We start from the raw sequence: 24,740 nt of genomic DNA, 5'->3' as shown, positions 1-24,740 counted from the left end.
CTCCTCAGCCCTTTGCCTTTGCTTCGATTTCCTCAGCGGAGAGGTGTTTCACCTTCTCCCAGGCCCGTGACTTGCCAGGGTTCAGCAGTCCCTTGGGGTCCATGCGCTTTTTCCACGCGAGGTGCCGGTAGTCGGCGTTCTTCAGCCCGCCGCCCTCGACGAAATAGGTATGCGCGTCTGCTACGCTGTGTCCGTGCTGCTCGTAGATGCTGTTGATCTCGCGCAACCGCACCTCGTCCGAGAACCAGATGATCGGCAGATCAAAGGCGGCGATCCTGCCGTCCAGCCGGGCAAACTCATGGTGCTGCCAGACGTCATCACCCAAAGCCGCGCCCGCGGCGGCAACCGCATCCGCGTCCGACGGATCCGGCACCCCGATCTGCTGATACGTGGCCGAGCGGTCCGCCTTCAGCACCTGCAGGGTCGTATGGTTATACGCGAACTCAAAAACATGCGGCAGCTTTGCCGCCTGCCGCTCGGCATCACTCATCGCCAGATCCAGATGGCCGCCCTGCGCCGCAATGAGCGCGCGGAAGGCATCCATATCCTCCGCCGGGACAAGCGAGACCAGCAGGTGCCTGCCCTCCCGCAGGTGCCCTTTGAGGCGCGGGAAGTAGTCAACGATCCGCGCCTCGACCGTGCTGGCCAGCTTGCAGCCGATGTCCGGCGCAGCCGCCAGCGCATAGCCCGCGGCATAGCAGTCTCGGTAGCTGTCGAAGGTGGCCATGCAGCCGACCCAGTTGCGGTGCGGCACCGTGCGCAGGGTGACTTCGGTGATTACGCCGTTCAGCCCCCAGGCGTGGTGGATCTGCAGCGCCGCTTCGGCGTCAAAAGCATGCTCCTGCGGTTCTGCTTCCAGCGACAGCGCCTTGAGCTGGATGATATTGCCCTTTTCCCGCAGGGCGCCGTTGGCGATCGACCCGATCCCGGCTGATCCGCCGGCCACGAAGCCGCCGATAGTGGCAATGTCCTGGGTCGAAGGGAACATCGACATTTCCCAGCCCTGCTCAATCAGAGCAGCGTTCACATCGGCCATCAGCGCCCCGGCTTCGGCCCGCACATAGCCCTCGCCGACCTCCAGGATGCGGTTCATCTTCGTGGTCTCGATGATCAGCCCGCCCTTCAGCGGCACCGCCTGACCGTAATTGCCGGTGCCGCCGCCGCGCAGGGTGACCGGAACATCCGCCCCAAAGGCGCGCTGCAGGCAGTGGCGCATTTCATCCGGGGTTTTGGGCACCGCAACCAGATCGCCAAAGCACTTCTTGAGCTGGGCGTTCAGAACCGGGCTGTACCAGAAAAAGTCGCGCGAGCGTTTCTTCACAAGCACCGGCTCGTCAATCACCTCCACCGGCGACAGGCTGTCAGCAAATGCGGCCCAATCGGTGCGGGGGTGTTCCAGCGGCATCTCTATCATTGTTGTTCTCCTTGCAAGGCCTCGGCCAGAGGTTGCGGGGCAGCACGGCTGCCCAGAATGTCCGTGACCGAGAGAGCGTCGAACAGCTGCAGATCCCCGATTGCAGCCCCGTCGACGGTTACGGGCGCAAGGCCAAGCGCCTTGCGGGCGCCGGTGGTGATCATCGGAAGATGGTTGCCAAAAGGCGGGTCCAGATGCGCGGCCAGTGCCGCCAGCGAGAGGGTCGACAGCGGATCGTGGCTGCCCAGCGGGCAAAATGCGTCACGCACGTTGTCGGTGCCCAGCACCACATTGACTCCTGCGGCCTGCAATTCATGGATTCGGGTCAACCCGCGGCGGTCCGGGGTGCCTGCGCTGCGCCCTTGCAGGTACAGGTTGGTGGCGGGCAGTGCTGCCACCGAAATCCCCGCACGGGCCAGCTTCTCCGCGATCCGCTGCACCTCTGCATCGGTGCGGTTCATCAGGCTGCAGGCATGGCCGCACAGAACCGGCCCCTGGAACCCGGTTTCCAGCGCCACATCGGCGATCATCTCCAATCCGTCGAGGCCGGGCGCAAGGCCCTCGTCGACGTGAAAATCCAGCGCAAGCCCGGCTTCCTCCGCGGCACGGAAGGTGTTGAGAATGCCGGCCTGCCGCTCAGGCTGGCCCAGCACAAAGGCGCCCAGAACGCCACCGCCCTGTGCCACCCGGCGGGCGCAGGCACGGGCATAGCTGATGTCGGCCATCATATCGGCACCGGTCAGCGCCGCCCGTTGCAGGATCACTCCTGCCGGGGCCTCTTCCCTCAGTTCCCGCAGGATGTCCCAGGCTAATGGTGCAGCCGCCGGGTCCGGGCTGATACCCCAATCGACGTGCGTGCGAACAGTGGCACAGCCTGCCGACAGCAGCTCCTGCAGTCCGCGACCCGCCCGCCGATGGATGTCTTCGGCTGTCCATATCCTGCGGTCCTGCGCCTGTGCGGCGATTGCATCACCCAGCCCGCCGCCGATCCCCTGCATCCGGTCAATGGTGTGGCATTTGTCGAGATGCACATGCGGCTCGGTAAACTTGGGCAGCACCAACCGCTCTGGCGGAACCGTGGCCGGTTCAAGTCCAGCCGCCCGGCCGTCCCGCAGCACAAGGTCACCCGCCAGGCAATCGCCGTACAACTGCCCGCCGAACCGGTCTGCTGCAGCGATCAGTGCAGCCGGGATAAGCACACCGGGCAGGCGCGCATCTGCAGGAAGGGTATCCCTCATGAGCCGTTCCTGTGATCAAAGCGGGCAAACTCCGCAAGAAACAGCGCGAAGTTGCGTCCGGCAGAGGCCAGCATCGCCTCCCCCTTTGCCACGGTGGCCGCGGAGGCATCGCCGCACACCCCCTCGGGGTTCAGATCGCCGGCAATCCAGCCCGGCGCAGCCGGCTGGCCGGTTAGTCCGATAAAACGGAAATTCCCGGCCCAGTCCTCCATTGCGGTGCGGAAATTCTTTGCCTTGCCCATGTCCACTAGATCGGGCCGGGCGGCCAGCATCGCCGAAGTCTCACTGTCGCCCGCATGCAGGTCCACCGCATAAGCGCCGGGTTCGAAAAGACCCTCCGATTCAGCAAAGCCCGACCATGAGCAAACGGCCATGATCAGATCGTGGCTGATGCGCAATTCACGCGCTGCCACCTGCAGCAGCGCGGTATTGCCGCCATGCCCGTTGAACAACACCAGCCTGGCAACCCCTGCACGAGCCACCGAGGCACCGATGTCACGCAGCACCGCCAGCAGCGTCTCCGGTGACAGGCTCAGCGACCCGGCAAAGCGGTCGTGCTCGTTGCTCTTGGTGATAGTCAGCGCGGGCAGCACCAGAACCGATTGCTCAGGGCTGAGATCCGCCAGCATCAGCCTAACCGCCGCCTGCGTCAGGTCCGTATCGACCGACAGCGGCAGATGCGGTCCATGCTGCTCGGTCGCGCCCAGCGGCAGCACCGCCACGCAATCCGCCGGCAAAGCCTGGAAATCCGGCGCCTTCAGCTCAGCCCAATGTCCCTGAACGCTCATGCTGCCTGCCCCAGAAAACTGTCAAGAAACCCGTTGAACCAGCGCGCCTGCTCCGCATCATGAGCCGCCATAAGCCGGTTCTGGGATTGCACGTCCTGAACCCCGGGCCGCCCGTAAACATGCGCTTTGCTGTCCTGCCAGCGGCGGAAGCCGGCCGGTGTCACTTCGGCGTGGAACTGGAAGCCAAAGACGTTTTCGCCATAGCGGAAGGCCTGGTTCGGGTATTCTGAATTTCCGGCAAGCCGGACCGCGCCCTCGGGCAAGTCAAATGTGTGGTAATGTGCCTGGGTGACGACCAGCGGTGCCTCCAGGAACTCTCCGGCCTCCTCAGCGGGTTCAACCGGGTAATAGCCGAACTCGAAGAATTCCCGCTCCGGCGCCCCCGCCCAAGCGCCAAGATGATAGGCGATCTGCTGGCACCCCTGGCAGATACCGAGCAGCGGGATGCCTTTCTCCAGGCACTGCGCGATCCAGTGGTCTTCCTCCAGCAAGAACGGGTATTTGGCTGTCTCAAAGACGTCGAACAGACCGCCGTAGATCACCGATGCCTTGACCTGGCCCACATCATCGAGGCGGTCGCCCGCAAAAGGTTTCCGGGTCACGGCCTCATAGCCGTTCGCCGCCAGCCAGGTGACCACACGGTCATCGGCAGGCTCATCGCCATGGCGCACCAAAAGGACACGCGGTGCCATATTCCCCCTCCTTCAGAGAATTGGTTTTGCGTGGCCCTGATGTTGATCTGTGCCAGAGAGTGTCTTTAGGCTTGCAAACTCTTTGCCCTCTTGCAAGCCTTTTGAGAGTTCAGAAAAAAGGACATAAAATGAAAGCTTTAAACCCAGCCACTATTCGGCCTCCTTTCGCTGCCTACGCGCAGGGCACTGAAATTCCGGCTGGGAAACGGGTCGTTGTGACCTCCGGTCAGCTTGGCATCCGGCCGGATGATTCGATCCCCGAAAGCAGCTATGACCAAGCCTTGATCTGCTTCGAAAACATCCGGGAAATCCTGCGTGAAGGAGGTATGGCGCCCTCCGACGTCGCCCATATCTCGGCCTATGTCACCAGCCGCGATCACATGTCAGGCTACATGCGCGCGCGGGATGAATTCCTAGCCGGAACCGGGCGGATCCCCAGCTCAACCCTGCTGATCGTTTCCGGGTTCACACGCGAAGAGTTCAAGGTCGAAGTAGAGGTCATCGCCGCGAAGTAGGCAGGTCTGCTCGCGGCCTAGGAGCATGATGTGGACCGAAGCCCGCTCTGCTGAAAGGCCGCGCCCGGCGCCAGGCGGGGTCATTCTGGCAATTTTGTCCCGGCTGCCTCCGAGACCTTCCTCCAGGCAAGCTTCCGCTTGATCGTGGAAACGCTGATACCGGTCGCATCGGCGGCCTTTTGAATACTGCCCGCGCGGGCTACCTGATCGTGCAGCAGATCAGCCTCAAAGGCCCGGACCCTGTCGCGCACTTCTTCGGCTGGCACCCGGCCTGACATCCCACCCAGCGGGATCACCGGATTTGTCGCTCCGGCAAAGGCGGCTTCAACCATGGCCGCTGATATGCGTGCCTCCTCCCCGGTGACAACCATCCGCTCGACCATGGTCCGCAGCTCCCGAACGTTGCCCGGCCAGGTCCAGCGCGCCAAACGGTTAATTGCCGCGCGGTCAAAGTATTTTTCCGCACCGTGCAGCTTGTTGAAAGCTTCCAGGAAATGCTGCGCAAGCCCGGCAATGTCCGCGACGCGGTCTTGCAAAGGCGGAATGCATATCTCAGCAACTGCAAGGCGGTAGTACAAATCTTCACGGAATCTGCCCGCGTTAACCATCGTGCTCAAATCGCCGCGGCTGGTTGCGATCAACCGCAGGTCCCTGCCTTCGCGGCCAGGGCGTGATTTTCCTGTACGCAGCCAAGAGGACAGCCTTTCCTGAACCCGCGGCGGCATCAGGTCGACCCGCTCCAAGATCATGGTGCCGCCAACTGCCCGCGCCAGCAGACCCTCGTCACGGCCAGCCTCGGCTGCCTCCTTGCCGAACAGCTCCTCCATAACCGCGGCTTCCGGTAAGCCGCCAAATCCGAAGCGCAGCAGCCGCTTGCGGCTGCGCTTGCTGTAACGGAAGATCAAATCCGCGAGCTTGCGTTTGCCAACACCCGACGGGCCGCTGATAAGCACCGCCGCATCTGTGCGCGCCACCCGCATCGCAAGACGGACGGTCTCCTGCATGTCCTCGCTGGCCCAGAACAACTCACCATCCTGCGCCGCGTTCTCGCGGATTTCCCGCAACTCGCTTTCGTAGTTTCGGATCTCCTGTTCAGCAGCCGTCAGCTTACCCTGCATTTCAATCAGCTCAGTCGTGTCGCGCGAATTGATGATGACCCGCCGCACCGTGCCGTCCGGCGCCATCAGCGGGATGCCGGTGGCCAGTACCTTGCGCCCGGATTTCGTTGTTTGCAGCGCGGTTTGGCGCTTTTTGGTGGTGATGATCTTCCAGGTGATCAGCGGATCGAGATACCCCTCGCGTTCCAGTTTGCTGGCGTCGCGCCCCAGGAAGTTACGGGCGCTCAGGCCGTAACAGCGCTCGAAACCGGCGTTCATCCACAGGGTGCGTCCCGCCCCGTCCGCGACGTAGATGCCATCAAAGCAGTTTTCAAAGATTTCGACGAAATCGTCGAAATTATCCTGCAGCGCCTTCAGCCCTTCGTCGGTGGCCGAGACGAACCAGCTAGGCAGGAAATAATGCTCCACCGCAGTGTCGCGCCGGACGCTGGCTACGCAAAACACCGAGGCGTTGATGGTGATCCAGGCCGGCGCCTGCTCCGCCCCGTCGCGGCGGCGCAGATCCTCCAGCTCCGGATATCGGTCGGCGAGTTCAGACAGCGTCGTCAGCCCGCCGTCAAACAGGCTGCGCAGCATCCGGTTGGCATAGGTGATCCGCTCCCCCTGCAGCCTGAGCACCCCAAAGGGCAACATGTCCAGAATATCCGATTCGCGTTTCATGCCAGTGCCTCCCGAGCCCGACTTGGTGTCATTTTTGATATCATATAGGTTCAATTTTGACACCAATCACTTGCGCCAGTCAGACGAAAGCTCCGCAAGCCACTAATAAATAAAGGATAATATTTCTGCCTCCTGCCCCGGTTCAGCAGCGGCCCCGCCGCCCCGCAGCCGTAGCCTTGAAGCTGAGACATCAGGAGGAACAAGTGACTAATATCATCGAAACCGACGTTCTCGTCATAGGAGAAGGCAGCGCAGGCCAGGTCGCGGCCCTGGCAGCAAGCGAAGCGGGCGCCGATGTTGTCCTGCTGTTCAACGGGCAGGCCTCTTCGACCGCGATCTCCACCGGCTTCCTGACCTATGCCGCGCATGACGGCTTCCCGAAGGAGGAGGTCTTTGATGCCATGTCCGACGTGACCGGCAAGGGGCTGTGCGACACCGCCCTGCTGCGTCGGCTGGTGGATGAGGCGCCCGCCGAAATGGGCGCGATCATCGAAAAATACAGCATCCCCGTCGACCGCGCCCCGCGCGGCTACCGGGTGCGGCGGTCCACCGGAATGCGCGGCAAAGACATCCTGGACGAAACCTACGGCAGCGACGGTGCGGAAGACATGACCGGGCTGATGATGGAGTTCTCCTCCACCCACGGCACGGCGCTATTCTCGCAACTGCGCAAGGCGGTCAAATCCAGCAGCGTGCGCCGGATCAAGGGCAGCGCCTTGTCGCTGCACCGCGAGGGACCCAGCGTCTGGGCCGATCTGGACGGCTCTCCAGTGAAAATCGCCGCCCGGGCAGTGATCCTGGCCACCGGCGGGATGCAGGGCGTCTATGAGTTCACCGACACCCCGCAGAACCTCTTGGGCGACGGCCAATCGATGGCGCTGGAAGCGGGTGCCGAGCTGGTCGACATGGAGTTCATCCAGTTCTACCCGCTGGCGGTGAACGAAGAAGGCGCACCCGCGATCTTCCTCTACCCGGACTACCCTTCCACCGCCAAGCTGGTGAATTCCGACGGCGAGGACCTGATCCTGAAACACATGGGCCCCGGCCAGTCGGCGCTGGCCGCGCTGCACAACTGGGACTTCCTCAGTTTCATCATCCAGTCGGAGATCATCGAGGGGCGCGAGGTCTTCATCGACTTCCGCGAAACCCAGGACGCCGAATGGGCGCCGGACTCGCTGACCGCGACCTTCCTGTCCAAACACGTGCCGGATTACCGCGAGCGCCCGGTCCGGATCTCGCCCTCGTCGCACTACACCATCGGCGGCGTGCGGGTGGACACCGACGGTCAAACTTCGATCCCCGGCGTCTATGCGGTGGGCGAGGTGGCCGGCGGTTTGCACGGCGCCAACCGCCACGGCGGCACCGCGCTGGTCGAGGCGATGACCTATGGCGCCATCTCCGGCCGCCACGCGGCCACCAATCTGCAGCCGCGTTCCAACATGGCGCGTTCCACCGACTATCCGCCCCCAGCCCGGCGCGCGGGCAACGGCGCCCTCCCCGCGGGCCTGCTGGCACAGGTGCGCCAGCTCACCCAGAAAGGCCTGGGCCCTGCCCGCTCCGACGCGCTGCTGGCGGAAACGCTTGCGCAGATCCGAACCCTGCAGGGCGAGATCGCCGGACTGGGTTGGGACGATCTCGACGGCTTTGCCGAGGTCCAGCGTCTGGCCCGGGTCGCCCGCCTGGCCGAGGCCATGTGCCTGGCGATGCGGCGGCGGCAGGAATCCCGCGGCACCCACATGCGCAGCGACTTCCCGGAAGAGACCGGCGAATGGCAGCGCAAACAGGCCGTGCGCCTCAACGGCGCAGGGCTGGAAATCCACGACATCGCGCTGGGGAAACACCCCCTGGCCGCAGCACTGTAAGGGAGGAAAATCCATGAAACCCAACCTGTTGAAACTTGCCTGCGTCTTCGGCCTTGCGGCCAGCACCGCGCTCAATGCGCTACCCGCAGCCGCCAAGGAGGAATTCAAGGTCGGCATCGTTACCTTTCTGTCCGGCCCCGCCGCCGGGCCGTTCGGTGTACCGGGCCACCAGGGCGCCGAACTGGTCATTGAAGCAATCAACGCAGGCGAGCTGCCCGCCCCCTATAATACCCCCGGTTTTGCCGGGGCGCGGCTTGCCCCGATTTTCGTGGACGAGGCCGGCGGCAATACCAAGCAAGTCGCTGAATACCGCAACCTTGTCCAGAAACAGGGCGTGGACGCAGTGATCGGCTATATCTCGTCGGGGTCCTGCCTGTCGGTGGCGCCGGTCGCCGAAGAGCTGAAGACGCTGACCATCATCCCGGTCTGCGGTTCGCCACGTCTGTTCGAGGAGGGCGGCAAGGAATACGTCTTCCGCACCACCGGCCACGCGGTTGGCGATGGCGTTGCTGCCGCGCTCTATGTTCGCGACAAGTTCGGCGATGCGCCTGCCTATACCGGCATCAACCAGAATTACGCCTGGGGCCAGGACAGCTACAAGTTCTTTGACTTGGCGATGGAGACCATCAACCCGGACACCAAGGCCTCCGACAACCCACAGTTCCCGAAACTGTTCGCGGGCCAGTTCGGCACCGAGATTTCCACCTTGTCGCTCGACAAGGCGCCGCTGGTGCATTCCAGCTTCTGGGACGGCGACATGGAGGCCTTTGTTCTGCAGGCCAACGTGCGCGGCTTCTTCCGGCAGAAAACCTTCATCTCGACGCTCGGCGCCTCGGCAGTGGATCGCCTGGGCAAGGGCTTTCCCGAAGGCGTAGTGATGGGCACCCGCGGCGAATACGGCCTCCTGGTGCGCGACATGGACACGCCGCTGAACCGCTGGTTCGTCGACCACTACAAGGAAAAATACGGCGAATACCCGCTGGGGCCGTCCTATCAGTACGCCCAGTCCATCCTGGCGCTGAAGATCGCGATGGACAAAGCCGCGGAGGCAGTCGGCGGTTTCCCGGGGCAAGCGCAGGTCATCGACGCCTTGACAGGACTTGAATGGGACAGCTTCGGCGGCCGCATTTCGATGACGCTCGGTGGCGGCCACCAAGCAGTGCATCCGGTGGGCTATGGCATCACCGGCTGGAACAAGGACAGCGGCGAACCGGTTGCCACCGACGTCGTGTTCTACCCCGCTAATTGCATCATGCCGCCCGAAGGCCAGTCAGGCATCGAATGGCTTGAGGCCGGCATGCCCGGCGCCAGCTGCTGACCCCGGCTCTCCCCGGTGGCGGGCGGGGCGGCCCTGCCCTGTCCGCTGCTGGAGAAGAAGGGAGGAGGAAAATACTCATGCAACTACTGTTTACCATACTGCTGGACGGGCTGGTCTATGCTTCATACCTGTTCATCGTTGCGGCGGGTCTCACCATCATCTTCGGGGTGATGAAGATCCTGAACGTGGCCCACGGCGGTTTTTACGCCTGGGGTGCCTACACCGCCGCCTATTTCATCGGCTCCGCATCCGAGATGGGCTTTCCCGATTGGTTCGGTTTCCTGATCATCGCCGGATCGGCGCTGGCCGTCGGCATCGTGCTGGGCCTTTTGATCGAGCGGATCGTGCTGCGCAGGCTGTACGATCACGAGGAAATCCTGATCGTGCTGGCCACTTTCGGGGTGTTCCTGATCCTCGAGGATCTGATCCTGCTGATCTTCGGAGTGAACCCCTATTTCGCCTATCAGCCAATGGTGGCCCTCGGCAGCGTCGAGATGGGCGGCATCTTCCGCGACGTCTACTCGCTGACCCTGTTTGGCGTCGCGCTGCTCGTCGCTGCAGGCAGCTGGTGGATGCTGACCCGCACCCGCTGGGGCAAGCTGATCACCGCCGTCATCCATGACCGCGAGATGGCGCTGATCGTCGGCATCAACGTGCGCCGCCTGTTCGTCGTCACATTCTGCGCTGGCGCCGTTCTGGGTGCGCTTGGCGGCGCCTATATCGCACCCACCGTGTCGGTGGCGCCCGGCTTTGCGGTCGATGTCATCGTGCTCAGCTTTGCCGTTGTTGTGATCGGCGGCATGGGCTCGATCCCCGGCGCGCTGATCGGCGCGCTGCTGGTCGGCCTGCTGCGCGCGCTGGCGGTCCACAAGCTGCCGGAGCTGGAACTGTTCGTGATCTTCCTGGTGATGTCCGCAGTTCTGATCGTGCGCCCCGAGGGGCTGTTCGCACCGGCCAAGGCGAGGAAAATCTGATGCTGCAAGAAATTCTATCCGACAAGACAGTGCGGCTGACCGCACTAGCATTGCTGGCGCTGGCTGCGGCCGGGCTGATGCTGCCGGCCTGGGTCGTCAACAACATGATGTTCGGCCTGGCCCGCGGCGCTGCTGTGCTAGGGCTTCTGGTGCTGTGGCGCACGGGGCTGATGTCCTTCGGCCACGGGCTCTACTTCGGGCTTGGCGCCTATGCGGTGGCGCTGTCCGAGCAATGGCTGGGCCTCAGCGATTTTGCCCTGCGCATCATCATCGCCATGCTGGCCGCGGTCATCGCGGGCTTTGCCCTCGGCTTCATCCTGCGCCGCTACCGCGACATCTTCTTTGCGATGCTGTCGCTGGCGTTTTCGATGGTTCTCTACGGCATCCTGGTCAAGACCGAGGCGCTGGGATCCACCGATGGTTTCTCGGTGTCGCAGACCACCTTCCTGGGCTGGGCGCCCGAAGGCAAGCAGGTGCTGTTTACGGCCATCATCGCCGTCTGCCTGACGCTGGCGGTGCTGGTGCAGATGTATCTGCGGTCGACCCTAGGACGGCTGACCACCGCGATCCGCGACAATGAGATCCGGGTGGAATACCTGGGCTATTCGGTGGCGCAGGCCATTCACATCAAATACGTGATCTCGGCTGCTCTGGCCGGCGCCGCGGGCGGCATGATGGCGATGGCGCTGGGACAGGTCGATCCCGACAGCATGGTCTACTGGACCGTCTCGGGCGAGCTGGTCTTCATCACCATCATGGCCGGACCGGGCAGCGTGCTGGCCCCATTCATCGGCGCCATCATCTTTGAGTTCCTGCGCACCTACGCGTTCGAAATCGCCCCTCACGCCTGGCAGCTGATCGTCGGCGGCACGCTGCTCTTGATCATCTTCTTCCTGCCCGGCGGTATCTGGTCGCTGCTGGAACGCATCCCCCTTATCCGGAGGCTCCGTCATGACTGATACGCCCATCCTGTCCGTCACGGACCTGCAGAAATCCTTTGGCGCCGTGACCGCGGCCAAGGACATCAACGTCGACATCCCCGCAGGCCAGGTGGTCGGCGTGATCGGAGCCAACGGTGCGGGCAAGACCACTTTCGTCAACATGGTCACCGGCTACCTGAAACCCTCGGGCGGCACCATTCGGTTCCGCGGCAAAGACATCACCGGCATCGCGCCGCGGCTGGCAGTGCATCAGGGCCTCACCCGCTCGTTCCAGGTCAGCCAGGTGTTCATGACCCTCAGCGTGCGGCAGAACCTGCTGTCGGCGCTGGCGCTGGCCCGGCGCAAGGGCGGCGCGCTGCTGCGTCCCATCGCCGGCCCGGACCTGCTGGCGGAATGCGACGCCATAATGGCCCGCTACGGCCTGTCGGATGTGGCCGATCACGAGGCCAGCGCGCTTTCGCAGGGCTCGCGCAAACTGCTCGACATCGCCATGGCGGTGGTCAGCGGCCCCAAGATGCTGCTGCTGGACGAACCCACCTCCGGCGTCGCCGCCGAGGAGAAGTTCGCCATCATGGACACGGTGATGTCGGCGCTCAAGGCCTCCGGGACCACCGTCCTGTTCATCGAGCACGACATGGAGATCGTCGAACGCTACGTCGACCGGGTGCTGGCCTTCTTCTCGGGCGAGGTGATCTGCGACGCCCCGCCCGCCCGGGCGCTGATCGATCCCAAGGTGCGGGAACTGGTGATCGGCGACACCCACGCCCCAACCCAAAAGGCGGAGACAGCCTATGCTTGAGATCAGTAACCTGAACGTTTCCATCGGCCCGGTGCCGATCCTGCGCGACAGCGCGCTGACGGTGAAGACCGGCGAGATGATCGGCCTGATCGGCCCCAACGGCGCGGGTAAGACCACGATGATGCGCGCGATCATGGGGCTCTTGGCGGCACAGTCCGGCACGATGAGCTTTGACCATTACCAGCTGCCCGCCACCCCGCCGCAAGACCGCGCCCGCATCGGCATCGGCTACATGCCCGAGGACCGCAAGCTGGTACCGCAGCTTTCGGCCGAGGAAAACATCATGATGCCGGTCTGGGCGGTAGACATCCCCGACTATCAGGACCGGCTGAAATGGATTTATGACCTGATGCCCGAGGTGCGCGAGTTCCGCGGCCGCAGCGCCACCTCGCTGTCCGGCGGCCAACAGAAACTGGCAGCGCTGGCCCGCGCCCTGATGATGGGCGGGCGGCTGATCCTGCTGGATGAGCCCTCCGAGGGCATCGCCCCGGTGCTGGCGCGGCGGATCTCGGAAATCCTGCGGGACCTGAAGTCCGAAGGCATGTCGATCCTGATCGCGGAATCCAACGATCACCACTGCGCCGACCTGCTGGACCGCAGCTACCGCATCGAACGCGGGGCCACGCATCCCGCGTGACCACTTCCCGCAACTGGTTCAAGCCAAAGGAGACCGGAATGCTGGAACCCGAAGTTAAAGAAACCAAAGCTGGCGCCGCCGCGCGGATCACCCTGAACCGCCCCAAGGCGCTGAACGCCCTGACCCGTGAAATGGTGCAGCGCATGTCGCGCATCCTGTCGGAATGGGAAGCCGACCCAGGGGTAAAGCTGGTCGTCGCCGATGCCGCCGGGGACAGGGCCTTCTGCGCCGGTGGCGACGTGGCCCGGCTTTATGCCGAGGGCACTGCGGGCAATAACGCCTATTGCACCGATTTCTGGGCAGAAAACTATGCTCTGAACGCCCAGATTGCCGGCCTCAGCACCCCCTATGTGGCGCTGATGGACGGGATTGTGATGGGTGGCGGCGTCGGCATCTCGGCCCATGGCGCGCACCGTGTCGTCACCGAACGCACCTTACTGGCGATGCCCGAATGCGGCATCGGCCTGGTGCCCGACGTGGGCGCCAGCCACCTGCTGGCCCGTGCTCCCGAAGGGCTGGCGCGGCTGATTGCGCTGACCGGGCTTCGGCTTGGTCCCGCCGACTGCATCGCGCTGGGACTCGCAGACAGTTTTGTGCCCTCCGACCAGCTGCCAGCGCTGACCAGCGCATTGATGGAAGCGGCGGACACAAGCCCGATCGCGGCTTTCAGCGAACCGCCCGGTCCCGGAACCCTGCCCGATCCTCAAGCCGCGGCGGAGACGTTCGCAGGGCAGCTGCCCGAAGCAATCGCTGAGCGGCTGGAGCAGAATCGCCAGGATTGGGCGCAAAATGCAGCCGCTGCATTGCGCCGAGCCTCGCCGATTTCCCTCCAGCTCACATTGAAACTGCTGGATGCAGCGCGGCAAGATTCCAGCTTGCTCCGCTGTCTGGCCCGCGATCTGAACGCCGCGTCATACTGTCTGGCCGAAGGCGACTTTCTCGAAGGCGTGCGGGCCGCGATCATTGAGAAGGACCGCAATCCCAACTGGAAACCAATCACTTTCGCGTCTCCGGAAGTCAGCCTCTAGGCCCTGGCCCTGCTTCGCGGGCTTTGTGTGGCCACAAGGTTACTAAAAGTATACCGGTTGCGATTCGAAACCTGCGGTGAAACGGTAAGCGCGAACCGCCCCAACCTCGGCCCTGCCACTCTCGGCAGGGCAGCGCCAAAAGGCGTTGAAGCCAATCTCCAGGACCAGCCAAAGGAGGACACCCCAAAAATGACTGACCTCACCATCAACGGAAAGGACGTCACACTCGACGTCCCCGGCGACACGCCGCTGCTTTGGGCGCTGCGCGACGATCTGCGCCTGACCGGCACCAAATTCGGTTGCGGTATTGCCCAATGCGGCGCCTGCACAGTCATGGTCGACGGCATGCTGGTGCGCTCCTGCGTGACCCCGGTGGAGGCGCTCGATGGCTCCGACGTTGTCACCATCGAGGCGCTCGAAGGCCCCGAGGCCGACGCGGTGCGCAAGGCCTGGGTCGACATCGACGTGCCCCAGTGCGGGTACTGCCAGTCCGGCCAGATCATCGCCGCCGCCGCCCTGCTGACCGAAATCCCCAACCCGACGGATGAAGATATCGACTACGCGATGGCCGGCAACGCCTGCCGCTGCGCCACCTACGTGCGCATCCGCAAGGCGATCCACAACGCAGCCAAGATGCTGGAGGCCTGATCCATGACCAAGTTCTCCCCGACCCGGCGCGGCTTCCTGGCCGGCAGCGCAGCCCTTATCATCGGCGCGCATCTTCCTGTTGGCGGCAAGATGGCGGCGAAGGCAGCCTCCGGCCCGATCAGCCTCAACGCCTTCGTCCGCATCGCCGAGGACAACACAGTCACGGTAATCGTCAAGCACATCGAATTCGGCCAAGGGCCCTTTACCGGCTTCGCCACCCTCGTCGCGGAAGAGCTGGACGCCGACTGGTCGCAGATGCGCGCCGAACACGCGCCTGCGGACACCGCCACCTATCAGAACTTCGCCTTTGGCATCCAGGGCACCGGCGCCTCCACCGCGGTGCGCAATGCCTTTACCCAGATGCGCCAGGCCGGCGCAGCGGCCCGCTCCATGCTGGTGCAGGCCGCCGCCCGCGAATGGGGTTTGCCCGAGGATGAGATCACCGTCGCCAAGGGCGTCGTCAGCCACGCGGCCAGTGGCAATTCGGCGCAATTCGGCGAGCTCGTTGCCGCCGCTCATGACAGCACCCCGCCCGAAGAGCCCAAGCTCAAGGACCCGGCAGATTTCGTGCTGATCGGCAAGGACGTCCCGCGCCTCGATTCTGCGGACAAGACCACCGGCGCAGCACAGTTCACGCTCGACGTCTACCGGGAGGGGATGCTGACCGTTGCCGTCGCCCACTCTCCCTGGATTGGCGGCAAGGTAAAATCGGTCAATTCCGCCGCCGCGCTGGCCATCGATGGCGTCGAGAAGGTCGAGACGATCCCCACCGGCGTCGCAGTCTATGCCAAGAACACGTACAGCGCTTTCAAGGGCCGCGATGCGCTGGAAATCGACTGGGAACTGAGCGAAGCGGAAACCCGCTCTGCCGAGGAACAGATGGAAGAGGTCGCCGCCGCCGCTGCGACGGGTGAAGGCGTGGTTGCCGAAACCTATGGCGATCTGGACGCGGCCTTTGCCGGTGCCGCTGAGGTGATCGAGGCCGAATACCGCCTGCCCTACCTGGCCCATGCCCCGCTGGAGGTGATGGACGGGGTGATCGAGAATCGCGGCGACGCCGCTGAGATCTGGATGGGCAGCCAGATGCAGACCGTCGACCAGCAGGTGACCGCCAATATCCTCGGCATCGCGCCCGAGCAGGTGGCGATCAACACCCTGATGGCCGGCGGCAGCTTTGGCCGCCGCGCCCAGTATGACTCGCAGTTCGCCCAGGAGCTGGCCCAAGTGGCCAAGGCCGGCGGCCAGGGCACCTTCAAGCTGGTCTGGAGCCGCAAGGACGACATCCAGGGCGCCTATTACCGCCCGCAGGCCGTCCACCGCCAGCGCGCTGCGCTGGATGAGAGCGGCCGCATCATCGGCTGGCAGAACACCTTTGCCACCGAAAGCATCATGGGCGGCTCCGCCTTCGAAGTGGTGATCCAGAACGGCGTCGACCCCTTCTCGGTTGAGGGCTCAATCCACAAACCCTACGACTTTGGCGCTTTTGAGGCCCGCTGGGTGCGCACCGACAGCAAGGTGCCGCACCTGTGGTGGCGCTCAGTCGGCCACTCGCACACCGCATTCGCCAACGAGGTGTTCCTGGACGAGGTGCTGCAGGCCAAGGGCAAAGACCCGGTCGCGGGCCGTCTGGAGCTGCTGGGCGACAAGTCCCCGCGCGACCGCAAGGTGCTGGAGCGCGTGGCGGAAATGGCCAACTGGCAGGGCGTGAACGGTTCTGACGGCAAGGCCTACGGTGTGGCGCTGCATCCCAGCTATGACGCCCATTTCGCCTATATCGCCGAGGTCTCGGAGGTGGCCGGTGAACCCCGCGTGAGCAAGGTCTGGGTGGCCGCAGACGTCGGCATCGCCATCAACCCCGATGTGGTTAAGGCGCAGATCGAAGGCGGGCTCGGCTATGGGCTCAGCGCCGCGCTGTTCAACGAGATCACCTTTGCCGAAGACGGCCAGGTCGCGCAGGAGAACTTCGACAGTTACCGCCTGCTGCGGATCCACGAGATGCCCGAGGTCGAGATCGATCTTGCCGTCAGCAATGAAAAACCCGGCGGCATCGGAGAAGCGGGCACCCCGCCGATTGCGCCGGCCGTCAGCAACGCCTGGCGTGTCCTAAAAGGCCAGCCAGTGCGCCGCCTGCCGCTGGTGCGCGCGTAAAAGGAGACCGGACAATGAACTTCTTCAAACGCGCTGCGGCCCTGACCGTTGCGGCCCTGCTCGCGCAATTCACCGCCGACGGCACAGCCGCCGCCCAGGAGGTGAATGGCCTGAAAACTGCCGAGGCTTTCGAAGGCATTGCCCCCGAAGAGGCGCGCTCTGCCGCGATCTTCGGCGAAATGGCCAAGGTCATCACTCACCCGCGCTGCATGAACTGCCACCCGGTCAACAGCGGACCGCTGCAGGGCGACGAGCGCAAACCGCACTCGCCGCCCGTGCCGCGTACCGAGGACAACTTCGGCGTTGTCGCGATGCGCTGCACCACCTGCCACGGCGAAGAAAACCGCCCGTTTCTGGGGGAAAGCGGCTCGGTGCCCGGCAATGGGCACTGGCAGCTGGCACCCGCCAGCATGGGCTGGGTCGGCTTGACCGTGCCGGAGATCTGCGCCCAGTTGAAGGATCCAGAGCGCAATGGAGGCCGCACCATGACCGAGGTGGCGCACCACATGGGCCATGACTCCCTGGTCGGCTGGGCCTGGACCCCGGGCGAAGGCCGCACCCCGGCGCCCGGCACCTGGGAGGCCTTTGCCGAACTGGCGGAGAACTGGATCGAAACCGGTGCCGCCTGCCCCGGTTGAGTCAACGGCTTGCGCGAAGAAACAGACCGGCGGCCCCTCGGAGCCGCCGGATTTTCGGTTCAGACCATTGTCAAACCCGGAAGGGCCCGCTCAGAGTGGCACGAACCGCCAGGCATCGCCCTCCGCCTCGACCCGGCCCAGACCCGGGAACGGCAGGTGGGTGGCGGCGATCGGTGTGCCCGACTGCGCCGCATCGGCCAGCAGCGCGCGGCGGGTGGCGGCGGCGGCATCAGCGTCGCTGTCCAGCGCATAGCCTACGTCAGGCTCGGCAAAATGAACCTGTCCCGAGATCACCGCGTCACCGACAATCAGCAGTTCCTCGCCGCCGGACCTAAGGCGCAGCCCTGTGTGGCCTGGGGTGTGGCCCGGCAGCGGCACCAGCGTCAGCCCCTCGCCAAGGTCGGCGGCCCCCTCATGGGTCACCACACGGTCCGCGAAAGATGCGGCCACTGCCTGCACCATTTCGATCATCGGGCGCTGTTCCTCCGGCACTGCATCGGCCAGCCCGGCCTGCGTCCAGAACTCCCATTCCGGCTTCGACACATGCACCCGGACCCCAGAAAATTCGCCGCCCAGCAACCCGCCAAGGTGGTCAGCGTGCATATGGGTCAGCACGATGTCGGAGACCTCCGCGTCCGAGACAGCCTCCAGAGCTTGGCCTGTCGCGGGAAACCTCTGCTCGAGCGCCTGGCCGGACCCGGTATCTACCAGGACCCGTCGGCTGCCCGTATCAATCAGCCACAGGTTGGCACCGATGGTCAGCGGTGCGCTCAGTCGTTGGGTCAGATCGCCGGACAGGCCGGAAAAATACTCCAGCGGCAGATCAAAATGACCGTCGTCAAACACCGTAAGGCTGATCTGGCCGACGGACAGTGTATGAGGGGCATTGGGCATGGGCGCTCTCCTTTTCGCGTGTGATGATCCGGATATGGCGCAAAGCTGAGGTGGCGGGTATTGTCGCCCGTGACAAACTATTTGCCAGTTACGCCAATCATGCCACTTCAACAGCCCACAGTGATCCTGAACTATCCCGGTTCCATGCCCTCTGCTGTGCTGGGGCTGAATGACATTCTGAGCCACGCCGGACTGGCCCCGCTAACGGTCGCACAGCCGGACCTGGCACCCGCCCATACCCGCGCCGTGATCCTGCCGCCTTCCGCGTGTGAGGTGCATCCCTCGGATGCGCCCTGGGTCACCGGCTGGCTAGCGGAGCAATCCGCCCAGGGTGCGCTCATCTGCTCTGCCTGCACCGGGCTGCACTGGATTGCCGCCGCAGGGATCGATCGGGGCCGTCCAGTAACCACCCATTGGGGGCTAGAGACGCGCATACGGCTGGAATACCCCGCGCTTCAGCTCGATACAGCCCGGCTGGTGATCGAGCACACGGATTTGGTGACCGCTGGTGGGCTTATGGCCTGGATCGACCTGGCGCTGGTGGTGATTGAGCGGCTAGCGGGCCGCGCCGCAATGCTGGACACCGCCCGGCATTTCATCATCGACCCCGGCCGCCGCGACCAGCGCCGCTACCGCCGCTTCCTGCCGCCGATGGACCACGGAGACCGGCCTGTTCTAGCCGCGCAGCAACGGATCGAGGCTCAGTTGGCTGAGCCGCTGAGTGCCGCCGATCTTGCTGCCGCAGTTGGCCTGTCGCTGCGCAGTCTGCAGCGGCGGTTCACCCGCACCACCGGTCACAGCCTTACTGCCTACCAGCAGAACTTGCGTATCGAACGCGCCCGCGACCTGCTGACCACAACTGGACGCAGCGTGGCAGAGATCGCGGCAGAGGTGGGCTATTCCGACCTGCCAGCCTTTCACCGGGTTTTCTCACGTCAGGCCGGAATGACCCCCGGCCGCTTCCGGCGCACGCATTGGAACGCGCCTAGCCCTGCAACGCCGCCGCCAGTTCGTTGAAACTGTCCACTTCTAGATCATAAGCACCGGTTTCGCCCCGTGCAGGCGTCTCCGGCATCCGGTCTCCCCATTCCCGAGGCCGCCGCACCAGCGCGGTGCGGAACCCCACCTGCCGCGCAGCGTCCAGGTCATAGGGGTGGCAAGCCACCATCAGGCATTCCTCAGGCGCCAGCTGTAGCCGCCTTGCCGCCCGCCGGTAGGCTTCTGGCAGCAGCTTGTAGAGGCCCAGCCCCTCGCATGACAGCACCGCATCCCAGACCAGCCCGTTCCGGCGCGAGCTGTCGATGATCAACCGGTAGGACAGCAGCGAGAATGACGCCACGATGCGGTTCATGCGAAGCGCCGCCAGCCCTTCCTGCACGTCGGGCCAGGCATCGAACCCATGTGGTGCATCCCAAGCAATCGCTTGCCGATCTTGCGCGTCAAAGGTCTCCAGCCTTTCATCGTTCAGCAGCGCCTCCAGACAGAACCGGTGCGCTTCGTCGAAGTTGTATGTCGGCGGGCCATCCTCACCGAGATTCAGCATCGCCTGCATCGACCGCCGCCGCAGGTCATTGGCCAGCGCCGCCCAGTCACGGCTGATTCCGTGGCGCTGTCCCGCCGCGGCGAATGCATCGCGGAACCCGCTGTGCCAGTCCAGCACGGTGCCGCCGGTATCAAATGTCAGCGCCTTGATGTCTTGAAGTCTCATGTGGTTTCTCCCTCATCAGAAATTCCGCACCAGGTCGGGCTAGCACGCGCCGGCTACCCTTAACTGCTGTTCAGGCCGCCTGCGCGGCCTTCAACTGCTGCAGGATACTGGCATAGTTCTCTTCGCCCTGCGCACCGCTCACCAGATGTTGGCGCTCAAAGATCATCGCGGGCACGCCCTGGACGCCGCGGCTGGTCCAGAATTGCTCCTTGGCGCGCACCTGTTCGGCGCGACCGCCGCTTTCCAGCATGGCGCGGGCCGCATCGCCATCCAGCCCCGCGCCAGCGGCAACCGAGGCCAGAACATCAATGCTGGAAACATCCTCGCGCCGGGTAAAGAAGGCCGCAAACAGCGCCAGCTTTACGTCATGCGCCTTGCCCTGCTCCTCCGCCCAGCCGATCAGCTGATGGGCGTGGAAGGTGTTATACATCCGCATGTCGTCGGCGTAGTTGAAGGTGAACCCCAGCGCCGCGCCCATCTCTGTCAGTCGCGCCCGCGCCTGGCGCGAACCCTCCGGCGTGGTGCCGTATTTCGCGGCCAGATGCTCGCGCAGGTTCTCACCCTCCGGCGCCATCTGCGGGTTCAGCTCGAACGGATGCCAGCGGATATCCACCCCGATGCCGGTCTCGCGCACAGCCTCGGCCAGCTGGTAATAGCCGATGGCGCACCAGGGGCATACAACGTCCGAGACGATGTCGACGCGGATCGGCTGGGATTCTGCGGTCATGGGATCACTCCTTGTAATTGGCGGCATTGGCAGCCGCCGCAGCTTCGGTGTCGCCTTGGCCAAAGACGGCAGGTCGCGGTTTCGGCAGCTGCAACGCCGCCTGGGTGGCAGGCCGCACGTCAATGCGAGCGAGCCAGGCGTTCAGATGGTCCAGGCCGGAGACATCAACTCCGGCCCAGAAATAGGACCGCGCCCAGGGGTAGGTGGCGATATCGGCAATCGACATCTCCTCCCCCACCAGCCAGGCGCGCCCCTGCAGGCGGCTGTCCAGCACCTCCAGCAGGCGGCGGGACTCGTCCACATAGCGTTTGATTGCATAGGGGTCGTCGTGGCCGTTGGGCCGGGCAATGCGCTGGAAGTACATCGCCTGCCCCATCATCGGCCCAATGCCGCCCATCTGAAACATCAGCCACTGGTGCGTCTGTGAGCGTTCCTTGGGATCATCGCTCAGGAACCGCCCGTACTTCTCGGCCAGATACCACAGGATCGCGCCGCTTTCGAAGACCGCGAAACCATCGTTGCCGCGGTCTACGATGGTGGGGATGCGGCCATTTGGGTTGAGCTTCAGATACTCCGGCGCCTTCTGCTCCTTCTTGGAAAAATCCACCGCCGACAGCTCATAAGGCACATCCGCCTCATGCAGGAAGATCAGTGGCTTCCAGCCGTTCATCGTCGGCGTCGTGTACAGAAGGATATCCGGTTTACCCTCGTTCATAACCTCGGTCTCACAGGCTCGCATCTCCCTTGGGCGGCGGGGTCCAGCCGCGTTCCGAACGGTCGTGAGTGTCATGGCGGTCCGCCTTCATCAGCTCGAAGAGAGTCTGCGAATGCGCCCGCATGGCATCGATATAGCTTTTCGACACCCCGCTTTCATTCCAGCTCTCCCGCAGCCCGTCCAGCGCCTCGCGGTCATGGCTGCGGAAGGTGCGGCTGGCGGCCTCTGCCCGGAACGGGTGGTAGCCGATGGCGGTCATCGCATCGCGGCCCATCGCCAGCGCGCCCTCAAAGGTCTCCCGCTGGGCCAGATGGGCGCCCGCCCGCTCCAGCTCGTAGACATGATGCCGGTCATGGGCGCGGGCGTGGATGGTGACCTGCGGATAGGTCTTGGCGACATGATGCACCAGTTCGGTCTGCTTTTCCCGGTCATCCAGCGCGGCGACGAACAGCCTGGCACCTTCCAGTCCGGCGCTGTGCAGCAGGTCCGGGCGGGTGGCATCGCCGTAGTAGGCGCGGAAGCCGATCCGCGACAGGTTCTCGATGGTTTCAGGATCGTGGTCCAGCACCGTGACCTTGTGGCCGTTAGTGACCAGCATCCGGGTGATGATCTGGCCGACCCGGCCAATGCCCGCTACCACGATGCTGCCCGCCTCGTCGATCTCATCCGCCGCGCGGTCCTCTGTCCGGACCGCACGCGGTGCCAGCACCTTTTCATAAAGGATGAACAGCAGCGGCGTCAGCAGCATGGTCAGCGCCACCACCAGCGTCATCGGCTTGATCACCTCGGCACCCAGGATGTCGGCCCCGGCGGCAAAGCCGAACAGAACAAAGGCGAACTCCCCTGCCTGCGCCAGACCCAGCGAGAACAGCCAGCGGTCGGCGCCGCGCAGGCCGAAACCAGTGCCCAGCACGTACAGCACCCCCGCTTTCAGCGCCATCAGCCCCAGCGCCAGGCCAACCAGCCCAACGGGGTTGGACAGCAGCAGCTGGAAATCGATGCCCGCGCCGACCGTGATGAAGAACAGCCCCAAGAGCAGCCCCTTGAAGGGCTCAATATCGCTTTCCAGCTCATGCCGGTATTCGCTGTCCGACAACACCACGCCGGCCAGAAAAGTGCCAAGCGCAGGCGACAGGCCCACATTGTTCATCAAAAGCGCAATGCCGATCACCAGCATCAGCGCCGCGGCGGTGAAAATCTCGCGCAGCCGCGCCTCGGCGATAAAGCGGAAGACCGGCCGGATCACCGTCCGCCCCGCCACGATGATGCCCCCGATAATAAGCAGGACCGCCACCGCCTGCGCCCAGTCGGGCAGCGTGTCGAACAGCGTCGGCGCGCCATGACCATGCCCGTGCGCGTCAGCCGCAGGCGCACCAAGGCCGGAATCGCCGTGAACGTCATGGCCGCCAGCAACGGCATTCACCGCCAGCAGCGGCATCAGCGCCAGCATCGGAATCACCGCAATATCCTGAGTCAGCAGCACCGAGAAAGAGCCTTTGCCGCCCGCTGTCGGCATCAGCCCCTTTTCCCCCAGCGTCTGCAGCACGATCGCTGTCGAGGACAGCGCCAGGATCATCCCCAGCGCCAGTGATGCCTGCCAGGCAACACCAAAGACCAGCGCCGCCGCGGCAATCAGCACGGCGGTGCCCAGCACCTGCATCCCGCCCAGCCCCAACAGCTGCGCCCGCATCCGCCATAGCATCGCGGGCTGCAGTTCCAGACCGACCAGGAACAGCATCATCACCACGCCGAATTCGGCAAAATGCTGGATGTCGACGGTCTCGCCGCCGACAACGCCCAGCACCGGGCCGATCACCACCCCCGCGATCAGGTACCCCAGCACTGAACCGAGCCCCAGACGCTTGGCCAACGGCACCGCAATCACCGCGGCAACCAGGTAGACAAAACCAGCAGCAAGAAGATCCATCACACGGCCTCCAGCTTGGCGGCCCCTGCCGCCGTGAATCCATTCAGCGACAGCGCCGCGCGGGCAGCCGCAATATCCAGCGTGTCGTCACGCAGCGCCTTCAGCAGTGACCGCCACTCGGCGAGGTGAGACTTGTCCCGCCCCTCTTCCACCGCGCGCCCCGCGCCGAACAGCGCGAAGGGCGCCAGGTAGCGCATCCGGCATAGGTCAGCAGTTTTCTCAAACGGCATCAGCAAGTTGCGCAGATGCGCACCGTTTGCGCCCTCGGGTGTGTAGGCTTCGGCCGCAGCACCGCAAGTGACCGCGTTGAAGGTCACCTTGCCGTCCAGGGCGTGGCCCGCATGGCCATAGGCAAACCCATGCTCCAGCACCAGGTCCTGCCATTCCTTCAGCAATGCTGGCGCCGAATACCAGTACAGAGGATGCAGAAAAACAATCGCGTCATGTTCTGTGATCCGCTGCTGTTCACGGTCGACGCCGATCTCAAATGACGGGTATTCGCCGTACAGGTCGACGCAAGTTATGCCCTCGATCCCGCGCGCGGCCTCGAACATCGGCGCGTTTATCTCCGAACGGTCAGGCCGGGGATGCGCCAGGTAAACCAGAGTCCTCATGCTGCCCCCTCATAACGGCTGCGTGCCCAGCGGACGACCTCCAGCTGCTCCTCATCCGCGATCACGCGGGCGTATCCGGGCTGCGCATAGCAGCGATCCAGCCAGCTCCGGATAGACGGCCAGCGCGCATCGTCCAGTGCGAACCCCGCCAGCTCCGCTCCCCGCAACCAGCTCGACAAAGCGATATCCGCCACGCTGAAGGTGCCCGCGGCATAGTCCGCATCGGCCAAGAGCTCCGCCAGCGAATCCAGCAATTGCGGCGCCAGCACGGTCATCGCATGTTCGACCATGTCTTCCTTGCCGCCGGCCTTTCCGAAGTAATAGGGCACAACGATGCGCTGGCCGAACATCATGCCGCCAAAGACCTGCGCCATCTGGCTGTCAGCAAACTGCTGTATCCGCAACGCCCGCTGGCGCAGCTCCGGCTGCGGCGGGATCAGCACCGGCAGCGGCACCGTTTGTTCCGCCCAGGCGGCGATATCAGCGCTTTCGGTGACTGGCGCCAGGCCATCACCTGGCAGCAACACTGGCACGGTGCCGGCCGGGTTGACCGCCAGCACCTTCTGCCGCTCGGTATAGGGAACGGCGGGGTCCAGAGTATAACCGATCCCCTTCTGCTCCAGCACCACCCGCACTTTGCGCACAAAGGGCGAGACCGGGTAGCCAACAAGTGTAATGCTCATTTCATTGCGTCTTTCTCATCTGATTTGCCTCCGGCCCTCGGCGGCCCGGAGACC

Annotated in this window: 24 protein-coding genes; 12 read left to right on the top strand and 12 right to left on the bottom strand. The window is 64.3% G+C overall.

Features of this window, described 5'->3' with window-relative positions; genetic code table 11:
- Nucleotides 1-4: 4 nt before the first annotated feature.
- From KUW17_RS17170 to KUW17_RS17155, 4 genes are read right to left on the bottom strand one after another with little or no spacing between them, the layout of a single operon-like run.
- Nucleotides 5-1,414: an FAD-binding oxidoreductase gene (locus KUW17_RS17170; protein WP_261397260.1), complete on the bottom strand. Its 1,410-nt coding sequence runs from the start codon at nt 1,412-1,414 to the stop codon at nt 5-7.
- On the bottom strand, nt 1,411-2,652 hold the full coding sequence (locus KUW17_RS17165) for an amidohydrolase family protein (RefSeq protein ID WP_222481344.1): 1,242 nt from the start codon (nt 2,650-2,652) through the stop codon (nt 1,411-1,413). Before KUW17_RS17165 ends, KUW17_RS17170 begins: the two co-directional genes overlap by 4 nt.
- The gene (locus tag KUW17_RS17160; RefSeq protein WP_222481342.1) at nt 2,649-3,440 is read right to left on the bottom strand and encodes a creatininase family protein; all 792 of its coding nucleotides are present in this window, start codon (nt 3,438-3,440) and stop codon (nt 2,649-2,651) included. The genes KUW17_RS17165 and KUW17_RS17160 overlap by 4 nt, the downstream gene beginning before the upstream one ends.
- On the bottom strand, nt 3,437-4,132 hold the full coding sequence (locus tag KUW17_RS17155; RefSeq protein WP_222481340.1) for a glutamine amidotransferase-related protein: 696 nt from the start codon (nt 4,130-4,132) through the stop codon (nt 3,437-3,439). The genes KUW17_RS17160 and KUW17_RS17155 overlap by 4 nt, the downstream gene beginning before the upstream one ends.
- Before the next feature lie 128 nt (nt 4,133-4,260).
- Here KUW17_RS17155 and KUW17_RS17150 point away from each other — a divergent pair, with 128 nt between their 5' ends.
- On the top strand, nt 4,261-4,647 hold the full coding sequence (locus KUW17_RS17150) for a RidA family protein (protein ID WP_222481338.1): 387 nt from the start codon (nt 4,261-4,263) through the stop codon (nt 4,645-4,647).
- Nucleotides 4,648-4,727: 80 nt separating this feature from the next.
- Here the strand turns inward: KUW17_RS17150 and KUW17_RS17145 are convergent, their stop codons facing one another.
- A complete protein-coding gene (locus KUW17_RS17145) occupies nt 4,728-6,341 on the bottom strand; it encodes a sigma 54-interacting transcriptional regulator (RefSeq protein WP_222481336.1) in 1,614 nt (537 codons plus the stop codon).
- Between the two features lie 287 nt (nt 6,342-6,628).
- On the opposite strand from KUW17_RS17145, the gene KUW17_RS17140 reads away from it, so the two are divergent.
- The 10 genes from KUW17_RS17140 (at nt 6,629) to KUW17_RS17095 (ending at nt 17,418) form a co-directional block, all read left to right on the top strand.
- Nucleotides 6,629-8,287, top strand: coding sequence for an FAD-dependent oxidoreductase (locus KUW17_RS17140; RefSeq protein WP_222481333.1), 1,659 nt, complete (start codon nt 6,629-6,631; stop codon nt 8,285-8,287).
- Nucleotides 8,288-8,300: 13 nt separating this feature from the next.
- Nucleotides 8,301-9,605 carry an ABC transporter substrate-binding protein gene (locus KUW17_RS17135; protein ID WP_134830498.1) on the top strand — a complete coding sequence of 435 codons (1,305 nt, stop codon included), beginning with the start codon at nt 8,301-8,303 and terminating at the stop codon, nt 9,603-9,605.
- Nucleotides 9,606-9,682: 77 nt separating this feature from the next.
- The gene (locus KUW17_RS17130) at nt 9,683-10,579 is read left to right on the top strand and encodes a branched-chain amino acid ABC transporter permease (RefSeq protein WP_211038084.1); all 897 of its coding nucleotides are present in this window, start codon (nt 9,683-9,685) and stop codon (nt 10,577-10,579) included.
- Nucleotides 10,579-11,538: a branched-chain amino acid ABC transporter permease gene (locus tag KUW17_RS17125; protein ID WP_222481331.1), complete on the top strand. Its 960-nt coding sequence runs from the start codon at nt 10,579-10,581 to the stop codon at nt 11,536-11,538. Before KUW17_RS17130 ends, KUW17_RS17125 begins: the two co-directional genes overlap by 1 nt.
- Nucleotides 11,531-12,319, top strand: coding sequence for an ABC transporter ATP-binding protein (locus tag KUW17_RS17120; protein ID WP_222481330.1), 789 nt, complete (start codon nt 11,531-11,533; stop codon nt 12,317-12,319). Before KUW17_RS17125 ends, KUW17_RS17120 begins: the two co-directional genes overlap by 8 nt.
- Complete coding sequence (locus tag KUW17_RS17115; RefSeq protein WP_134830501.1) at nt 12,312-12,956, top strand: ABC transporter ATP-binding protein; 645 nt, start codon at nt 12,312-12,314, stop codon at nt 12,954-12,956. Before KUW17_RS17120 ends, KUW17_RS17115 begins: the two co-directional genes overlap by 8 nt.
- Before the next feature lie 38 nt (nt 12,957-12,994).
- Entirely contained in the window at nt 12,995-13,984 is a 990-nt protein-coding gene (locus KUW17_RS17110) for an enoyl-CoA hydratase/isomerase family protein (RefSeq protein ID WP_222481328.1), read from the top strand.
- A gap of 189 nt (nt 13,985-14,173) precedes the next feature.
- Nucleotides 14,174-14,632, top strand: a complete 459-nt coding sequence (locus KUW17_RS17105; protein ID WP_222481326.1) for a (2Fe-2S)-binding protein — start codon at nt 14,174-14,176, stop codon at nt 14,630-14,632.
- A 3-nt stretch (nt 14,633-14,635) separates the two neighbouring features.
- A complete protein-coding gene (locus KUW17_RS17100; RefSeq protein ID WP_222481324.1) occupies nt 14,636-16,780 on the top strand; it encodes a xanthine dehydrogenase family protein molybdopterin-binding subunit in 2,145 nt (714 codons plus the stop codon).
- Nucleotides 16,781-16,794: 14 nt separating this feature from the next.
- The gene (locus KUW17_RS17095; protein WP_261397258.1) at nt 16,795-17,418 is read left to right on the top strand and encodes an Isoquinoline 1-oxidoreductase subunit; all 624 of its coding nucleotides are present in this window, start codon (nt 16,795-16,797) and stop codon (nt 17,416-17,418) included.
- 90 nt (nt 17,419-17,508) lie between these two features.
- On the opposite strand, the gene KUW17_RS17090 is transcribed toward KUW17_RS17095, so the two are convergent.
- Nucleotides 17,509-18,312, bottom strand: coding sequence for an MBL fold metallo-hydrolase (locus KUW17_RS17090; protein WP_222481322.1), 804 nt, complete (start codon nt 18,310-18,312; stop codon nt 17,509-17,511).
- A 99-nt stretch (nt 18,313-18,411) separates the two neighbouring features.
- On the opposite strand from KUW17_RS17090, the gene KUW17_RS17085 reads away from it, so the two are divergent.
- The gene (locus tag KUW17_RS17085) at nt 18,412-19,329 is read left to right on the top strand and encodes a GlxA family transcriptional regulator (protein WP_222481320.1); all 918 of its coding nucleotides are present in this window, start codon (nt 18,412-18,414) and stop codon (nt 19,327-19,329) included.
- Here the strand turns inward: KUW17_RS17085 and KUW17_RS17080 are convergent.
- The 6 genes from KUW17_RS17080 to KUW17_RS17055 form a co-directional block, all read right to left on the bottom strand.
- Nucleotides 19,298-20,020 carry an HAD family hydrolase gene (locus tag KUW17_RS17080; RefSeq protein ID WP_222481318.1) on the bottom strand — a complete coding sequence of 241 codons (723 nt, stop codon included), beginning with the start codon at nt 20,018-20,020 and terminating at the stop codon, nt 19,298-19,300. The two genes, KUW17_RS17085 and KUW17_RS17080, sit on opposite strands and share 32 nt — an antisense overlap.
- Nucleotides 20,021-20,090: 70 nt before the next feature.
- Nucleotides 20,091-20,747 (bottom strand): DsbA family protein, encoded by a 657-nt coding sequence (locus KUW17_RS17075; protein ID WP_222481316.1) that lies wholly within the window; start codon nt 20,745-20,747, stop codon nt 20,091-20,093.
- 4 nt (nt 20,748-20,751) lie between these two features.
- The gene (locus KUW17_RS17070) at nt 20,752-21,462 is read right to left on the bottom strand and encodes a glutathione S-transferase family protein (protein ID WP_261397257.1); all 711 of its coding nucleotides are present in this window, start codon (nt 21,460-21,462) and stop codon (nt 20,752-20,754) included.
- 10 nt (nt 21,463-21,472) lie between these two features.
- A complete protein-coding gene (locus tag KUW17_RS17065) occupies nt 21,473-23,389 on the bottom strand; it encodes a monovalent cation:proton antiporter-2 (CPA2) family protein (RefSeq protein WP_222481312.1) in 1,917 nt (638 codons plus the stop codon).
- The gene (locus tag KUW17_RS17060; protein ID WP_222481310.1) at nt 23,389-24,003 is read right to left on the bottom strand and encodes an NAD(P)H-dependent oxidoreductase; all 615 of its coding nucleotides are present in this window, start codon (nt 24,001-24,003) and stop codon (nt 23,389-23,391) included. The genes KUW17_RS17065 and KUW17_RS17060 overlap by 1 nt, the downstream gene beginning before the upstream one ends.
- Nucleotides 24,000-24,686 (bottom strand): glutathione S-transferase family protein, encoded by a 687-nt coding sequence (locus KUW17_RS17055; RefSeq protein ID WP_222481308.1) that lies wholly within the window; start codon nt 24,684-24,686, stop codon nt 24,000-24,002. The genes KUW17_RS17060 and KUW17_RS17055 overlap by 4 nt, the downstream gene beginning before the upstream one ends.
- Nucleotides 24,687-24,740 lie beyond the last annotated feature (54 nt).

This window comes from Leisingera aquaemixtae, from assembly GCF_019801145.1.
GTDB lineage: Bacteria > Pseudomonadota > Alphaproteobacteria > Rhodobacterales > Rhodobacteraceae > Leisingera > Leisingera aquaemixtae_A.
Note: the sequence above shows the minus strand (reverse complement) of the source record. Positions and strands in the feature narration are given on the sequence as shown.

Bases quoted from the DNA above. Each gene is read 5' to 3' on its own strand.
- KUW17_RS17160 (WP_222481342.1), bottom strand. From the start codon at position 3,440: ATGAGCGTTCAGGGACATTGGGCTGAGCTGAAGGCGCCGGATTTCCAG.
- KUW17_RS17095 (WP_261397258.1), top strand. From the start codon at position 16,795: ATGAACTTCTTCAAACGCGCTGCGGCCCTGACCGTTGCGGCCCTGCTC.
- KUW17_RS17170 (WP_261397260.1), bottom strand. From the start codon at position 1,414: ATGATAGAGATGCCGCTGGAACACCCCCGCACCGATTGGGCCGCATTT.
- KUW17_RS17075 (WP_222481316.1), bottom strand. From the start codon at position 20,747: ATGACCGCAGAATCCCAGCCGATCCGCGTCGACATCGTCTCGGACGTT.
- KUW17_RS17100 (WP_222481324.1), top strand. From the start codon at position 14,636: ATGACCAAGTTCTCCCCGACCCGGCGCGGCTTCCTGGCCGGCAGCGCA.
- KUW17_RS17060 (WP_222481310.1), bottom strand. From the start codon at position 24,003: ATGAGGACTCTGGTTTACCTGGCGCATCCCCGGCCTGACCGTTCGGAG.
- KUW17_RS17130 (WP_211038084.1), top strand. From the start codon at position 9,683: ATGCAACTACTGTTTACCATACTGCTGGACGGGCTGGTCTATGCTTCA.
- KUW17_RS17105 (WP_222481326.1), top strand. From the start codon at position 14,174: ATGACTGACCTCACCATCAACGGAAAGGACGTCACACTCGACGTCCCC.
- KUW17_RS17055 (WP_222481308.1), bottom strand. From the start codon at position 24,686: ATGAGCATTACACTTGTTGGCTACCCGGTCTCGCCCTTTGTGCGCAAA.
- KUW17_RS17135 (WP_134830498.1), top strand. From the start codon at position 8,301: ATGAAACCCAACCTGTTGAAACTTGCCTGCGTCTTCGGCCTTGCGGCC.
- KUW17_RS17120 (WP_222481330.1), top strand. From the start codon at position 11,531: ATGACTGATACGCCCATCCTGTCCGTCACGGACCTGCAGAAATCCTTT.
- KUW17_RS17070 (WP_261397257.1), bottom strand. From the start codon at position 21,462: ATGAACGAGGGTAAACCGGATATCCTTCTGTACACGACGCCGACGATG.
- KUW17_RS17110 (WP_222481328.1), top strand. From the start codon at position 12,995: ATGCTGGAACCCGAAGTTAAAGAAACCAAAGCTGGCGCCGCCGCGCGG.
- KUW17_RS17090 (WP_222481322.1), bottom strand. From the start codon at position 18,312: ATGCCCAATGCCCCTCATACACTGTCCGTCGGCCAGATCAGCCTTACG.
- KUW17_RS17145 (WP_222481336.1), bottom strand. From the start codon at position 6,341: ATGCTGCGCAGCCTGTTTGACGGCGGGCTGACGACGCTGTCTGAACTC.
- KUW17_RS17155 (WP_222481340.1), bottom strand. From the start codon at position 4,132: ATGGCACCGCGTGTCCTTTTGGTGCGCCATGGCGATGAGCCTGCCGAT.
- KUW17_RS17080 (WP_222481318.1), bottom strand. From the start codon at position 20,020: ATGAGACTTCAAGACATCAAGGCGCTGACATTTGATACCGGCGGCACC.
- KUW17_RS17085 (WP_222481320.1), top strand. From the start codon at position 18,412: ATGCCACTTCAACAGCCCACAGTGATCCTGAACTATCCCGGTTCCATG.
- KUW17_RS17165 (WP_222481344.1), bottom strand. From the start codon at position 2,652: ATGAGGGATACCCTTCCTGCAGATGCGCGCCTGCCCGGTGTGCTTATC.
- KUW17_RS17125 (WP_222481331.1), top strand. From the start codon at position 10,579: ATGCTGCAAGAAATTCTATCCGACAAGACAGTGCGGCTGACCGCACTA.
- KUW17_RS17115 (WP_134830501.1), top strand. From the start codon at position 12,312: ATGCTTGAGATCAGTAACCTGAACGTTTCCATCGGCCCGGTGCCGATC.
- KUW17_RS17150 (WP_222481338.1), top strand. From the start codon at position 4,261: ATGAAAGCTTTAAACCCAGCCACTATTCGGCCTCCTTTCGCTGCCTAC.
- KUW17_RS17065 (WP_222481312.1), bottom strand. From the start codon at position 23,389: ATGGATCTTCTTGCTGCTGGTTTTGTCTACCTGGTTGCCGCGGTGATT.